Origin of the sequence: Clostridium polyendosporum (assembly GCF_018332455.1) — a bacterium.
Lineage (GTDB): Bacteria > Bacillota > Clostridia > Clostridiales > Clostridiaceae > Clostridium_AY > Clostridium_AY polyendosporum.
On record NZ_BOPZ01000036.1, the window covers coordinates 1 to 15,598 of the forward strand.

The 15,598-nt window shown below is 32.0% G+C and carries 15 protein-coding genes; 11 read left to right on the forward strand and 4 right to left on the reverse strand.

Annotation, left to right across the window (positions count from 1 at the left end; genetic code table 11):
* Positions 1–222: 222 nt before the first annotated feature.
* Positions 223–1,710, forward strand: a complete 1,488-nt coding sequence (locus CPJCM30710_RS15435) for a glycoside hydrolase family 32 protein (protein WP_212905061.1) — start codon at positions 223–225, stop codon at positions 1,708–1,710.
* 629 nt (positions 1,711–2,339) lie between these two features.
* Here CPJCM30710_RS15435 and CPJCM30710_RS15440 read toward each other — a convergent pair.
* Together CPJCM30710_RS15440 and CPJCM30710_RS15445 are read right to left on the reverse strand one after the other, a co-directional pair.
* Positions 2,340–2,702 (reverse strand): hypothetical protein, encoded by a 363-nt coding sequence (locus CPJCM30710_RS15440; protein WP_212905062.1) that lies wholly within the window; start codon positions 2,700–2,702, stop codon positions 2,340–2,342.
* 317 nt (positions 2,703–3,019) lie between these two features.
* Positions 3,020–3,937 (reverse strand): hypothetical protein, encoded by a 918-nt coding sequence (locus CPJCM30710_RS15445; RefSeq protein ID WP_212905063.1) that lies wholly within the window; start codon positions 3,935–3,937, stop codon positions 3,020–3,022.
* Between the two features lie 616 nt (positions 3,938–4,553).
* Here CPJCM30710_RS15445 and CPJCM30710_RS15450 point away from each other — a divergent pair.
* From CPJCM30710_RS15450 to CPJCM30710_RS15485, 8 genes are all read left to right on the forward strand, one after another.
* The gene (locus CPJCM30710_RS15450) at positions 4,554–4,967 is read left to right on the forward strand and encodes a PTS transporter subunit EIIC (protein ID WP_407645003.1); all 414 of its coding nucleotides are present in this window, start codon (positions 4,554–4,556) and stop codon (positions 4,965–4,967) included.
* 842 nt (positions 4,968–5,809) lie between these two features.
* Positions 5,810–6,340 carry a PfkB family carbohydrate kinase gene (locus CPJCM30710_RS17920; RefSeq protein WP_246503562.1) on the forward strand — a complete coding sequence of 177 codons (531 nt, stop codon included), beginning with the start codon at positions 5,810–5,812 and terminating at the stop codon, positions 6,338–6,340.
* A complete protein-coding gene (locus tag CPJCM30710_RS17925) occupies positions 6,319–6,600 on the forward strand; it encodes a PfkB family carbohydrate kinase (protein WP_246503563.1) in 282 nt (93 codons plus the stop codon). The genes CPJCM30710_RS17920 and CPJCM30710_RS17925 overlap by 22 nt, the downstream gene beginning before the upstream one ends.
* Positions 6,601–6,704: 104 nt before the next feature.
* Positions 6,705–7,181, forward strand: a complete 477-nt coding sequence (locus CPJCM30710_RS15465) for a PTS sugar transporter subunit IIA (protein ID WP_407645004.1) — start codon at positions 6,705–6,707, stop codon at positions 7,179–7,181.
* Between the two features lie 298 nt (positions 7,182–7,479).
* The gene (locus CPJCM30710_RS15470) at positions 7,480–8,445 is read left to right on the forward strand and encodes a sugar ABC transporter substrate-binding protein (RefSeq protein WP_212905066.1); all 966 of its coding nucleotides are present in this window, start codon (positions 7,480–7,482) and stop codon (positions 8,443–8,445) included.
* Positions 8,446–8,567: 122 nt separating this feature from the next.
* The gene (locus tag CPJCM30710_RS15475; RefSeq protein WP_212905067.1) at positions 8,568–8,807 is read left to right on the forward strand and encodes a histidine kinase; all 240 of its coding nucleotides are present in this window, start codon (positions 8,568–8,570) and stop codon (positions 8,805–8,807) included.
* Positions 8,808–8,988: 181 nt separating this feature from the next.
* The gene (locus CPJCM30710_RS15480) at positions 8,989–9,180 is read left to right on the forward strand and encodes a hypothetical protein (RefSeq protein WP_212905068.1); all 192 of its coding nucleotides are present in this window, start codon (positions 8,989–8,991) and stop codon (positions 9,178–9,180) included.
* Between the two features lie 99 nt (positions 9,181–9,279).
* Entirely contained in the window at positions 9,280–11,562 is a 2,283-nt protein-coding gene (locus tag CPJCM30710_RS15485) for a glycoside hydrolase family 97 catalytic domain-containing protein (RefSeq protein ID WP_212905069.1), read from the forward strand.
* Positions 11,563–11,855: 293 nt separating this feature from the next.
* Here CPJCM30710_RS15485 and CPJCM30710_RS15490 read toward each other — a convergent pair whose 3' ends face one another.
* On the reverse strand, positions 11,856–12,578 hold the full coding sequence (locus tag CPJCM30710_RS15490; protein ID WP_212905070.1) for a phosphatase: 723 nt from the start codon (positions 12,576–12,578) through the stop codon (positions 11,856–11,858).
* A gap of 987 nt (positions 12,579–13,565) precedes the next feature.
* On the opposite strand from CPJCM30710_RS15490, the gene CPJCM30710_RS15495 reads away from it, so the two are divergent.
* Both CPJCM30710_RS15495 and CPJCM30710_RS15500 read left to right on the forward strand, forming a co-directional pair.
* A complete protein-coding gene (locus CPJCM30710_RS15495; protein ID WP_212905071.1) occupies positions 13,566–13,742 on the forward strand; it encodes a hypothetical protein in 177 nt (58 codons plus the stop codon).
* Between the two features lie 205 nt (positions 13,743–13,947).
* Positions 13,948–14,145, forward strand: coding sequence for an alpha/beta-type small acid-soluble spore protein (locus CPJCM30710_RS15500; RefSeq protein ID WP_212903817.1), 198 nt, complete (start codon positions 13,948–13,950; stop codon positions 14,143–14,145).
* A 369-nt stretch (positions 14,146–14,514) separates the two neighbouring features.
* On the opposite strand, the gene CPJCM30710_RS15505 is transcribed toward CPJCM30710_RS15500, so the two are convergent.
* A complete protein-coding gene (locus tag CPJCM30710_RS15505; RefSeq protein WP_212905072.1) occupies positions 14,515–15,210 on the reverse strand; it encodes a 4Fe-4S binding protein in 696 nt (231 codons plus the stop codon).
* Positions 15,211–15,598 lie beyond the last annotated feature (388 nt).

Here is a 15,598-nt window from a genome sequence, read left to right on the forward strand (position 1 = left end):
AACAGTACAGACCCAGTTTTTACAAATCAAGTAATGGCTGCATTAACAATATCAAGTATACCAATAGTTTTAATTTATATGTTCTTCCAGAAACATATTGTTGAAGGTGTTGCCCATACTGGAGGTAAATAATAGACATTCAGAATAACTTCTGTTGGAAGTTTGATTTCATATCATAAAAAATAATTTATAGTATAAGTATGAGAATTAAAAGGAGTAAATATGAATAAATTAAATATAGCCAATGATTATATAAAGAATAATTCTAATTTTGTTAACGAACAGTATAGGCTTAAATATCATTTTATTCCACCAATAGGGTGGATCAACGACCCAAATGGATTTAGTTATTATAAAGGAGAATACCATCTGTTTTATCAATATTACCCATATGATAGCTGTTGGGGACCTATGCATTGGGGACATGCAGTAAGTTCAGATTTAGTAAAATGGGAGCATAAAGCTGTGGCGTTAGCGCCAGATGAAGAGTACGATGCAGATGGTTGTTTTTCAGGAAGTGCCATAGAAAAAGATGGAGTTTTATATTTGATGTATACTGGACATGTTAACACTAATAAAGAAAAACCTGAAAATGTAAGACAAACTCAGTGTATAGCATATTCAGAAGATGGGATAACATTTAATAAAATAAAGGAAAATCCAGTACTTACAGAGAGAAACTTACCTGAGAATGCTCTACCTCAGGATTTCAGAGATCCTAAGGTGTTTAAAAAAGATGAGTATTATTACACTGTAGTAGGTTCAAGAAATAAGGATGATAGTGGACAAATTCTTTTATATAAATCAGAAGATTTGATTGAATGGAAGTATGTGGGCATTATGATAGCCAGTGAAAATAAGTTGGGTAAGATGTGGGAGTGTCCTGACTTATTTGAATTAAATGGCAAATATGTACTAATAGTATCACCTCAATTTTGTGAAAAAGAAGAAGATAGATACTGGAATATCCACTCAAGTTTGTATTTTGTTGGTAATGTAGATTTTAATACGGGTAAATTTAGTTGTGAACATGTAGATCAGATAGACTATGGACATGATTTTTATGCCCCTCAAACTCTTATTGATGATAAAAATAGAAGAATAGCGATAACTTGGATGCAAATGTGGGAAAGAAATATACCAACTCACGATAAGAAGCATAATTGGGCAGGGGCAATGACTATCCCAAGAGAATTAGAGCTAAAAGGTGATGCGCTTTATCAAAAACCAATAAGTGAGTTAGAGACCTATAAAACAAATAAAGTATCATTCAACAATTTAACGGTAGATGGTTCATTAAGAATAAATGAACTTTCAGGAGAATGTATTAATCTTGAGGTGATATTAGATTGTAAAAATTCTGAGAGATTTGGCATAAAGTTCGTATATAGTGCACATGAATATACTTCTATATACTATGATTGCGAAAATGAAAAGTTAATTTTAGATCGTAGTAATAGTGGTGAAAAGATAGAGGGTAGCGAAAAAGATGTTGAAGTTGGAGTAAGAAGAGTTCTGGTTAAATGTAATGATAATAAGTTAAAGTTAAATATATTGATTGATAGATGCTCTATCGAGGTATTTATAAATGACGGAGCAAAAACAATGACATCAACAATATATCCTAACAATCCTTCTGCTGATATAGAGTTCTTTAGTAACGGAGAAGTAGAGATAGTGGAATTAAAGAAGTGGGATATTTGTTTATAGGAATAGAAAATGCCGATATGATAGTAGATAAAGTAAGTGTAAAAGAGTTAGAAGACCTTTTTAGGGTCAGCTAGGATATTCAATGCAGTAAAGCGTGAGCTTGAATTCCCGTAGTATGCACTTTTAGGTGATGCTGGAGAACGGGCCCTTATAGGGCGTAATAAATCCACCCGTTTTACGGGTGGGTTCTTACTTTTTTGCTCAGTAAGTTTACTGAAGATTATATACCACGTGGAACAATTTATATTTAGTTATTGGTTTTTAATTGCTGAATATAAATTATGGAACACGATAGCCCCAAACGGTAGTGCGGGAGGGATTAGTATCAAAACCTATATTCAAAGATGAAATTATGATTTATGGATATTTAAGGATTGCTCAAGTTTATGGCCTAATACCAGCATCTGTGTAATGAAGTGTAAAGTAACATTAAAAAGCTAGTAAAATAGCCATTTTTAAAGAGCTTTTATTATTACATTTTTCAATATTTTTTAGAAATGTATACCTATATCAAATCGTTGATATTACTACGTTTTTAATTTTACTTTTTACTTGGTGACAGCTATGCTGATACTAGGCCAACTAGCTGGAAAGTGAACACTCGCCTTTATTTCATTAATCCGACTGGGTTACGGGTTCCTAGGAATTTTGATGTCAACTATTTTGAAGAGGTCGCTGTTTAGGGAGGACTTACCAGAATTCAACAGCCACCGCTCCAATTCCCGGTTTTCATCGCTGTAGTAGACATTAGTGTCATCTTGTGAGAGCAGGACCATCCCATTTTGAATTCGAACAAGACTCTTTTCAGTTCCATTTGTCACCCGAACGATGAAACCAAGATAACCGAGATTGGTAGACAACTCTTTAGCCGAGGTTTTGCGCAACTTAGCGAGTCTTTTAAGAAAGAGCACCCCCTCTGTATCTGACAAAATCCATGAGGGGTTCGGATTACCTGAGAATATATCAAGTTCTACTTCAAACCTTGGTGACATGAATTTGTCCCCTCCTTCTGTTGCGTACGTGTCCGCTGTTGATACTGATAATGGTGTGAATAGACTGCAAGATGACGCATTCAGTGCCAGGAGAGCCCATCGAAAGAGTAACGCACTCACTACAATATATGCAGCAGCTTTAATTTTATGATGACACCGCATTACTATACTACAAGAAAAGTAAATATTCAATTTATCTTAGTTGTGCTTAAGCTAGTCTATGTCAATCCTAGTTGAGTTGTGAGTTTAAGGGAGATGCGAGGATTCTCCTAGAAAAAAACTCTAGCAAGCAAAATTAGATGAGCCTCCCTGATGCTTTATTTGACTTGGATAAGGGCGTTGTCAGCATAGAAATAACCACAGAAATCCATGTAGCCCTCTCGGCAAATGTTTTCGGGTGTTTTACCACAACAAATGTTATGCCCACACTCATCTGTGTATCTAGCTGCTGTGCCTCCTCGTTTGTGACCCCACAACGAACCCTCACTTTCATTTGTGACAAGTCGATAAAAGTGATAATCATTTCCTGGCCAAACAACGCATGCAATAGTAATTGTCCAGCTGCTCGGCCCTAGGCAACTATCTTTCCAACCATCGGCTAAAAGGCCCGCTCTTACTTCACTACAATTAATACCATTAAGTTCACGGCCCCCCCGTCGACCAGGTCTAGCATAGCGGATACCTGCTAGGTGATTGGCGGCGAAGCAATAGCAATTATTCACCCCGATATTCTCAGGCCTATTGAATGCATATGCATTCTTGTCTAAGTAATTCCAAGGGCAAACACTCCAGCGGCGCGTTAAGTCTTCAATACTCTCACTATTAGTATATGTGTCTAGGTCAACAACTTCATTAGAGGATGGTACTAATTTGACATCTTTTGCAACCGCTTTACGCAGTTCGTCCGTTACTTCATTACCTATCTTTTCTGATGTTTTCAAAAGCCACTCAGTAGCGGGGGCTTGCTTCGCTGGTTTACTTCCAACACGGAACTCTCTAGGAATTGAAATTTCCAATGCCCGATTTGTCCTGTTCCAAATGCCCTCATCCGTCTTAATCTCTCTAACAATAAATCCACCATATCCAAGACCAATCACCTCGTTAGGGGCATACATTGGTGAAATTTGTGTTCGTTCAGAAGTTATTATATCAAGCAGTTCCTTCTCTTCTGATTCAGATAAAATCCATTTAGGATTTGGCATACCTGAAAAGATATCTAATTCTACTTCTAGCATTATAAATGACCTCCAAAAAAAATTCATCTTAGTTTGTCACGATGCTAAGTCATTTATACATAACATTTAAAAAGATTATCTGGCTGATAGTACCCCTGTCCTGGTGATTTTAGTATTTCTATCGGTTAGAAAATAAGAAACTCTGATTTAAATATTAAAAAAAGGATATTAGGCCTAATACCAGCATCTGTGTCATGAAGTGCAAAGTAACACTAAAAAGCCAGTTTTATTATACAGCTAGACTTTAATACCTTGAATATTTTACGTAGGGAAGGTGTAGGTTGGTTTTCACATTTTTATGTTCTCCCTAAAATCTGATATATCCAGTTATTAAAGAACGTATTAATGTTATTTTATAAGAAGTAAAAGATAAAGTTCCATCTCTTATCACTCCTATAATTTTTACAAATTTGAATGGAAAATCATTTAGTTATACTATTGGAAAAGTTATAGCTAAAGAAAAAAATATTGTCATTATAAAATAAATTATACAAAAGGGATAGTTGATTTGAAACTGTAATTGTCTAACAATGCTGGAAAACCGAATTAATTATTAAGCTCTAGTATATATTCAAACCTCCAATCGTTTTTTGTTGTTAATTATAGGTTTGTATATATTGCAGCAATGTCCAATATAGCACAAGGCGGAGCAACACTTACAGTTTTCTTTATTACTAAGGATAAGAAAATTAAAAGTATTGCATCAGCATCAGGTATTTCAGCACTATTAGATATTACAGAGCCAGCTATGTTTGGTATTAATTTAAAATTAAAATATCTATTCCTTGGAGCAATTATTGGATCGGGAATAGCTTCTGCTTTTGTAACATTTTTTAAAGTAAAGGCAGTTGGATTGGGTTCTGCAGATATAGCAGGTATTATTTCTATTAAACCAGGATCAATTGTTCCCTTCGCAATCGGAATGATAATTGCCTTTATTGCAGCATTTAGTTTAACAATTGTTTTAGCGAAAAGAGCCACTAAAAAGGATATAGTAGATTCAGAGTGCCAGGAAGAAATGGCTAGTTAATTATAATAGTAAGTCCTCTGAGGAAGATTATTACAAGGAAGAACTCTCATAAATTCACTTGAATTTTGAGGGTTCTCTGCTTTATGCAACATAGAATGTAAAATAGATAGAAATTGGTGATGCTGTGTTAGAAGTAAAACTTCGAGATATATAAAAACAAATATAGGAGATGCTGATATGAATGAGCAAGATAATATCCATAGAGGAAGCTTTAGTTGATTTTATTCCCCAGCAAAAAGGAAAGACTTTTAAAGATGTAGAGGTGTTTTAAGAGTACCAGGAGGGGCATCGCTTAATGTAGTTGCAGCAGTATGCAAGTTAGGTGGAAGAGACATGATGTTAGCAAAGCTTGGAGTAGATGCCTTTGGAGATAAGATTTTTCAATTGATGGAAAATGCTAATAGGATATTTATTGTAGTGGAAATGCTTAAAAAGCATTCGCTGATGAAATAAAAAGAATTTTCTATTTCTAAGTGATGAAAATTTATATATTAATACAACGTCATTAAATATTGACTCCATATTAAATTATGAAACCACAATATCATATTTCATTTTAATTGAAATTTTATTCTTAAAGTATCAGGCATATTTGAGTCAAGTATGAAGTAAGATTCATGCTTTCTTTGTGCACATATTTTCAGTTTGTAAAAATATGAACTAAAAGTACACATAGTTTCTAAATAAGGTTTATGTATTGTAATCGTTTCTGTACGGTGCTACTATAGGCTTGTTAGATATGTTGCCATAAAGCAATAGCAATTATGACAAAAAAACAAAGGTTATCTCTCAAATAATGTATAAGTTTTAGGGAAAAGCTAAATTCCGAAATGGAAAAATTAATGCATGAGAGAAAAAAAATCAATATGCAGATACAAGGAAAAACTCTTAAAGATGTAGAGGGATTTTTAAGAGTACCAGGAGGGGCATCGCTTAATGTAGTTGCAGCAGTATGCAAGTTAGGTGGAAGAGACATGATGTTAACAAAGCTTGGAGCAGACACCTTTGGAGATAAGATTTTAGAAGATGTTAATATATTAGGAGTAGATACTTCAACGGTTATAAGAACCAAGGAAGCAAATACTGCCTTAGCTTTTGTTTCACTAAGAGAAGACGGGGAAAGAGATTTTTCATTCTATAGAAATCCTAGTGCAGATATGCTTTTAATGGCTGATGAAATAAATGAAGAAGACTTTCAAGAAGGAGATATATTGCATTTTTGCTCTGTAAGTTTAATAGATGCTCCTATTAAGGAGGCTCATAGAAAGGCTATAGAATATGCTATATCTAATAAGTGTATTATAAGCTTTGATTCAAACATAAGATTACCGCTCTGGGATAGTGAAGAAAGTTGCAGAGAGGCTGTATTGTAACAACTAATCTTTGTGTTGAATCAGAAGCCTTTGACGTGAAAGTAGAAGATAGAACAGGAGCAGGAGATTCTTTTATTGGTTCTTTACTATACCAGCTTTCATTCAATAATATAAAATTAGAAGATTTAATTGCTTGGAATAAAGAAAAAATAAAGGGTTTATTAAAGTTTTCTAATGGAGTTGCTGCTTTAACTGTTTCAAAAAAAGGAGCAATGGCTGCGTTACCAACAAGAGCAGAAGTTGAAGATTTTATTTATTAATCACCTGCAGGCTTTGCGAGTTAAATTAGGGTTAAAAACAGTAATTAATTTACAGGAGGAGTATTATGTTTGAAAAAATTAGAGATATTTTTTTCAATAGACGCATGGAGAATACCGTAGAGGAGAATGTGAAGGAAGATATTTTTTTAATTCCTATTTCTGGAGATATTATAAACTTAGATGATGTTCCTGATGAGGTATTCTCTAAGCGAATGATGGGGGATGGTTTTGCTATAAAACCTGAAAATGGACAAGTATTTTCACCAGTGGATGGAACGGTAGTAGGAGTATTTCCAACAAAGCATGCTATTGCAATAAGAAGTAATTTCGATGTAGAAATTCTAATTCATTTTGGGATGGATACAGTTAATTTAAATGGAGAGGGTTTTACTGTTTATGTGAAAGAAGGGAGCTCGATAAAAGCAGGAGATAAGTTATTAAAAGTGGATCTTAATGAAGTAAAAGATAAAGTTCCATCTCTTATCACTCCTATAATTTTTACAAATTTGAATGGAAAATCATTTAGTTATACTATTGGAAAAGTTATAGCTAAAGAAAAAAATATTGTCATTATAAAATAAATTATACAAAAGGGATAGTTGATTTGAAACTGTAATTGTCTAACAATGCTGGAAAACCGAATTAATTATTAAGCTCTAGTATATATACAAACCTCCATCGTTTTTTGTTGTTAATTATAGGTTTGTATATATTGCTGGAGTTTATTTGTTTTAAATTTTATCAAGTAGAATTTAACTAGCACAACGAGTTAAATTATCAATTAATCTATATCTGATATTACATTTATATTTCAATAATAAAAATTAATATTAAAAATTTATCTAATATATAAATTATGGATAAGAGGAGGTAAATCCGATGAAAAAATTTTTGTCAATGGCACTTATTACTGTTATCATAATGTGTTTATTTACTGGGTGTACACAGAAAACAAACGCATCAAGATTTACTAGAAAGATTAAAATTGGGGTTTGTCATTCTGATTTTAATAGCAAATACGGTTCTTATTTACTTGATGAAATGAGAAATTACTCCAAATCTTTAAAGGATGTTGAAGTAGTATTTGTTGACGCAAAAAAAAATTCTAATACACAATTGTCGCAGGTGGAAAACTTCATATCTCAGGGAGTAGATGCAATAGTTGTTAGCCCACTTTCTACAGATTCATCAAAGTCAATAACTGATAAAGCTAAGGCAGCTAACATTCCAATCATAAGCATGATGCTTCCATTTGTAAATCAAAATGATGCAGCATCTTATATAGCTCCAGACTCAAAGCAGGCTGGTATATTGGAAATGGAATATCTTGCAAAGAAAGTGAATTTTAAGGGTAACGTTGCAATTATGATGGGACCGTTGGATGATAACGCACAGAGATTGAGAACTGAAGCTTACCATGAAGTAATAGCAAAATATCCTGACATGAAAATTGTTGCGCAGCAAACAGCTGATTGGGACAGATCTAGAGGTATGGCTCTAATGCAAGCCTGGCTTGAAGATGGTAAACAGATTGATGTAGTAGCTTGCAACAACGATGAAATGGCAATAGGAGCATTAAAAGCAATAGAAGCAGCAGGAAAACTTGGAAAGATAACCGTAGGTGGTATGGATGCTACTCCTGATGCTCTCGAGTATTTAAAGAGTGGTAAATTAGCAGTTACACTATTCCAGGATGCAGGGAAACTAGGTAAATATAGTATAGATGCTGCAATTAAAGCAGCTAAGGGTGAAAATGTAGAGAAAACAATAATTGTCCAAAATGAATTAGTTACTTCAGAAGATGCAGATAAATATATGGCTAAATGGGAAAATAGGGGATATTAACCGCAGTTAACTCTACAGGCAAGAAATATATTTGTATTATTTTAGATAATTTATTGATATAACAAAGATTGATGCAGGGCACTTTTTTTACTCAACACTTGAATGACGATATAGTAAGTGTAGTGGAAAATATTGTACTATCAGTTGCTGATTATGTTGAAAGTAAAGGTATTTCTATTACCTTTGATATAGAAATAGAGGAAAAAGTGATGGCGTTTGACCTAGATGCTATGGAAAGGATAATACTTAATTTATTATCAAATTCTATAAAATTTACCTCTAGTGGTGGAAGTATAGAAGTTAATATATACAATAAGGTGAATAGTATAGTTATAATAGAGTTTTCTGATATATATAATTAAGAAAGTGGGGTATAGTATTGTCTAGCCCCACTATTTTTTTGTTAGGCTATATATAAGAATAATGTTGAAACTATGGCATATTTATATAGAAAGATATCTGTTTTTTATATAATCAAATTAAGTTTCAATTGTAAAACAAAACGAAATAAAATCTTTTGAAAATAAACATTAAGAAGATGATGTGATTATTATGACTGAAAGAGAAGTAACAAATAAAACTTACCCACTTCTGACGATGCTGATAGGATTAATTTCATTTTCAATTAGTGGAATAATTGTCGGTTTAATAAGCTTAAGAGCAAATGAGGGACTGATACTAATGCTTGGAATTCCTATTGGTAGTTTGCTGATGTTATTTATACTTCATAAGTAAGGAACCCTTGGGGTTTATTTTAATAATGTTATATATGAATGTATTTTAAAATTATTAATATCATGTAATGTGATTAGAAATATAAAAAGGAGATCATCAATGGAAAGTACCCCTATTATCATCTATAGAGTTAAGCCTGAAGATACTTTATATTCTATTGCAAGGAAATTTAATACTACAATTAATACTGTGCTAATGATTAATGGATTATTCTGTCCAGTTCTATTCGTTGGACAACTTCTGAAAATACCAGCTTATTTTTTAAATTATAAAGATTATATATACCCATCAAATTTAGAAGCGGAAAATGAATGGTCAAAATTATATAGTACTGAACAGAAAAGCAATACAGTGGATAATGATAGCAATTTCTATGTTTTTTCACCAGATGGTAGGATTCAAGTAACATTTACACTAAAAAAAGGTGTTGCATATTATGATGCAATATACTGTAATAAAAGCATTATTAAACCCTCAAAGCTCGGTTTTACATTCAATAATGCAGAACCGCTTAACCAGAACTTTATAATCACTGACCATAAGTATAATAGTTTTGATGAAAACTGGATACAGCCTTGGGGAGAAGTAAAGGAAATTCGCAACAATTACAATGAACTCCAAGTTGATCTTCAAGAAACTACCGAAACACGGCGTAGAATGACCTTAATCTTTCGTGTATATAATTACGGTCTCGGTTTCCGTTATGCATTGCCTGAGCAAGAGAATCTCTTCTGCTTTGAGATAATGGACGAGGAAACCGAATTTGTTCTAGCTGATGATTATCAAGCATGGTGGATTCCTGCATTCCAAAAAAATCGTTATGAATATCTTTATAACAATACTCCTATAAGCTGTATCACCACGTTCTTCGCTGTCCATACACCGTTAACCATGAAAACCCCTGATGGTCTGTACATCAGTATTCATGAGGCTGACCTGAAAGATTATGCCTCTATGACATTAATGCCTCTTCCGAATAATAGACTTACAGCTGATCTTGTTCCTTGGTCAACGGGTGTTAAAGTTATAGGCTCTACTCCTTTTAAAACCCCTTGGCGTACTATTCAAATTGCAGAAAAGCCAGGGGACTTGATTACATCTTACTTGATTCTGAATCTTAATGAACCAAATAAGCTAGGGGGTGTTTCTTGGGTAAAACCAGGAAAATATGTAGGTATCTGGTGGGAAATGCATATTGGAAAATATACTTGGAGTTCTGGTCCTAAACATGGTGCAACTACTGAAAATGCCAAGAGATATATTGACTTTGCTGCTAAATACGGCTTTCCAATGGTATTGGTTGAGGGATGGAATAAAGGTTGGGATAATGATTGGACAAAACATGGGGAAAAATTTGATTTTATAACCCCATATGATGACTATGACATAGTAGAAGTGACTTCCTATGCTGCGAAAAAAGGAGTAAAAATAATTGGACACATGGAGACAGCTGCTGCTATTCAGAATTTCGAACGTCAGATGGAAAAGGCTTTTGCTCTGTATAAAAAACTGGGAATAGATGTTGTAAAAACAGGCTACGTGGGTTGGGATCCGCAAGTTAAACGTCTAGATGATCAAGGCAATCTTTTAGGTATGGAATGGCATCATGGACAATATATGGTTAATCATTATAGAAAGGTGGTAGAGACTGCAGCACGATATCACATTAGTTTGGATGTACATGAACCCATTAAAGATACGGGGGAAAGACGTACTTATCCCAATATGATGACCCGTGAAGGGGCACGGGGACAGGAATATGATGCATGGAGTCCAGATGGAGGAAATCCTCCGGATTACACTACTATTATTCCATTTACAAGAATGTTGGCTGGTCCCTTTGACTATACACCTGGGATTTTAGAGTTGTTCTATAAAGAATATAATCCCAATAACAGAGTCAATGGTACAATAGCTAAGCAACTAGCACTTTATGTAGTTATTTATAGTCCTCTACAAATGGCTGCTGATTTGCCGGAGAATTACGAAAAACATCGTGACGCTTTTCAATTTATAATAGATGTATCTACTGATTGGCAAGATACTAAGGTACTAAATGGAGACATAGGAAAGTATGTTACTATTGCCCGTAAAGACAGAAATAGTGAAGATTGGTATCTAGGTAGCATTACTAACGAAAATGGACGTACACTTGAGGCTCCCCTCACTTTTCTTGAACCATACAAGAAATATGTGGCTGAAATATACGCCGATGGCCCTAACGCAGATTGGAAGATCAATCCGTATCCCATAGATATTTATAAAACAATTGTTGATAGAAACACTATACTAAAATTGAGACTGGCACCTGGAGGAGGGCAAGCTATTCGCATACGAAAAGCTACTGAAGAAGGAGTAAATCTAGTTCCTTTATATCAATAATATATATACATTGAATTGCCACTACTTATAGGAGTGTATGGTTTTGAAATCAGTACTCCTGCCAGAGTGAGCTTATCCACGCTAACAAGATCGTTCCGACTTAATGGATATCAATCAATCTTACGGTTTAACTTTGATACCTTGGATATTTTGCGTAGGGAAGGCGCAGCTTGTCGCATTTTCCCTACAATCTCGTATATCCATTTATTAAAGAACATTAGTGTAAATTTAAGAGTTTATATAAAAGGCTAGTTATTGTAAATAACATCCAACCATTTATATTATAAGTAAGGTTAAATTTGTTTTCCCTTTTCTTTTAAAAAGTTTAGAAATTCTGTCTTGCTTCTATTTATAATTAATTCTTCAGGCATATCTATCTGCTTTAGTATTTTTACTGCAGCATCAAAAACACCTATATGAAAACAAGAATGTGCATCACTATTTAATATTATCTTTGTTCCGTATTCTTTACATAGCTGAGCTATTTTTGTACATGTTTTGTCACTTCCAACCCTTGATCTTGTAAAGGAACTGTTATTTATTTCAAGAAGTATATTCTTTTCTTTTGCCTTTTTTACTAATTCCTCTTCATAAATTGGAAATCTAGGATTACCTGAATGACCTATGATATGTACATTTGGATTTTCCATAGCTTTTAAAAAGGCAGAAGTATTTAGATCACGATTTTCATTTGATTCCATTACTGGTTCATGCATACTGGCTATCATTATATCTAGTTTTTCCTGTATTTCCACTGGTAAATCTATATTTCCTTCATAATCAATAATGTTAGCTTCACAGCCATAAAGCATAGTAACACCATAAAGTTCTCTTGGCATTACTTTAAGATTTCCAAAATACCATTCATGTGGGGCACCAGGCATACTAGGAGCATGATCTGTTGTGCCTAACAGTTGAAGACCTATCTCACTAGCATGTTTTGCATTTTCTAATATAGTAGTATAAGCATGCCCACTAGCTATAGTATGAGTGTGCATATCAAGAACATATTTCATATGTAACTAACCCCTTTCAAATCTTCATTAAATTGCTACCAACTTTATTATATACTAGAATTTGGATTTATAGCAGTTAATTAATGGATTTTTAGATTTTGCAGTAAAAATATTATTGATAGCAAACAAAACTGCATTATTAGAATACTTTAAGAATGGTGAATTGTGGGTAATTAGAAGATTTAAATATAATATAGAAACGATAAAAAAACACTTAGCTAAGTTTCAAACTTAAAACTAGGTGCTTGTATAATTCATGTAAATGCTTGAGGTGATTAATTTGTTTGTTGTAGCTGATTATTTGATTTATAAATTTCTGAAGAAACTTTCCTAAATTAACTAATGTCTCAGAAAACAATGACAAATTGTAGCGATTTTACCAAGTTGTTAATGATAATAGCAGTCACCTCATTCTTAGTATTGCCCTAAATTCACATGTTTATTCAAAAATTAACGATGAAATTTGATTTTTTTGAATAAACATTTTTAGAAATTAAAGGTTTGGATTATTATGGGTATTTTTCATTTGTTAAAATTTACTAAGGTTAAATATGGGTGCAATTTATAGATTCCATGTCTATTGATTTTTGTTTGTGTTATTTTGCTTTTGCAATTTTGCTTTTTTTTCGGATTTATTTAACCAAATAAAAAGTATCACCAAAAAAATTGCCAGTGATATAAAGATTAGTGCTACTAGTATTAAATTACGGTATCCACTGTTCTCAATTAAATTCGAAATAGAATTCAATTAGTTCACCTTCTTTTGAAATATCATTCTATAATAATATTATTATCTAAAAATAGAAACCTCATGTAGTATATTTTTAAACACCATATAGAACATGTAAATCAAATATATATTATCTATTTTATTACTTAGTAATATAATAGTAGTAACTGGAAGAATGATAAAATAAAAAAATGTAATATTTACCCATAAATTAGAAAATCACAAATAAATTATATGATAGACAAGGGAGGATATTTATGAAAAAAGTGTTGTCACTCTTTAAAAGTATGCTTGTATTTATATACAAAAATTTTCCTGTAGTGGGTGGGTACTCTATTAAAGATGCAGATGAACTAATGAAAGACCCCGATAATTATAATTACAGAGGTATATCATGGTTTAAAAAACTTGATGATAAATTATTCAAAAAATAAAGCAATAAATGAAAATCTAAGAGTTAAATTATGTCTTTTAAAATAAACTACAAAACTATTTACTCCATGGTGTAAATAACATCTACTGCATTTAAAGGAAAACTTCACCGTATATACAATCAATTCACTAGTGTAATAATTTTTAATATATACAAACTATGAATAGATACTAAATATTAATTAATATTCATAGGAGGAAATAATTATGGCAAACAGAAATAATAGAGTATTAGTTCCAGAAGCAAAAGCAGGACTAGAAAGATTTAAACAAGAATCAGCTACTGAAGTTGGAGTAAACCTAAAGCAAGGATACAATGGTGATTTAACTTCAAGAGAAGCTGGATCAATAGGTGGAAATATGGTTAAGAAAATGGTAGAAGCTTACGAACAAGGTTTAAAATAATATATTAACAAGAAAAAGCTCTAGAATTAATCTAGGGCTTTTTTCTTGGAGAATAATCATAGGTAATATAAATTAGTTCAAAAGTCTTAATATTTTATATAGCAAGTAGAAAAATATTCAAAAAAGTTAGGTTCGTTATTTAATTTAGAAATAGGATATACTAAAGTTTTAAAATCTTTAAATTATAATTTATATAATATAATTGATATTATTAATAAAAAATTAAATTATTAAAAGTATAAGAAACCATTCTACTTTTTTAGTATAAAATTAACCTGCGAGGCCAATTATACTAAGAAAGGCGGCTTTTATGACTTATAACCTAATACAAAACAATACCCCATCAATTACGACGGGATATTGTTTTATCTATTTGTTTAAGTTTTGTACCTTATCAATTTTAGTTATTATATTATTATCATATCCAATGGATTTTTTAGGACATTTATAAACACATCTGCTGCATTGAATACAGTCAGGATGACTTATTGAATTTTCTTTATATTCATAAGGAGCAATTCCCATCGGACAATTCTTTTCACAGATTTTGCACGATACACAGGTTGTATTTACTTTTAACAATTTATCTTCATTTTTCTTATTTTTAAATTTTGAAACTAAAGCTGCTATACTTCCCATAGGGCAGAAGTTACACCAGGTTCTTTCATTATAGAATAGAGAAAGTACTAGTCCAATTATTGTAGTAACAACTATTAATCTATATATTACAAATCCCATTCCATATAGGTTCCCCCAATTCTTTACCATGCCTGTTGTAAAAACAGTAAGCATTATAACAGTAACAAGAATTCTAAAGTATAATGACTTTAGAAAAGGAGGTACTTTTTTCTTGTTGCTAAATTTTGAAACTAAGTTATCATAAAAGTTTCCTCTTGGACAAACATTTCCACACCAAAATCTCCCCTTGAACAACGCAACAATAATAGGCGCAATCATACATATTGTTGCAATTAATCCAATTCTAAAATCAAATAGTCCTGCGATTAAAAAAGTGATTAATAATAGATAAGAATATTTCTTCCAAAGTTTTAAAATTGAATTCATAAAAATTACCTCCGTAACAATTGAATTACCCTAAGGGGGTATCCTAAGGTTATTGTATTATAATTATTTGTATACGTCAATGCGGTAAATTCTTAGTTATCAAGAATTACATGACATTTTCTTAATATATATCGATATACCGTAATATTACGATATATAGATATTAGCAAGTTAAAATTTATTACGTATAATCATATATAATAGTCAAATAACTTATTCTAGAAGTGCTCTTGTTTCTTTAATCTTAAAATTTAGAATAAAGTTTTAACATCTTTCAATTTTGTATTTTTAGGTATATCAATAGGTAGATTAACTTTTCATATATTTTCTTTTAATATTTTAATATTTTAATAAAGAATAATTTCATTAAACATATTAAAAATATAGT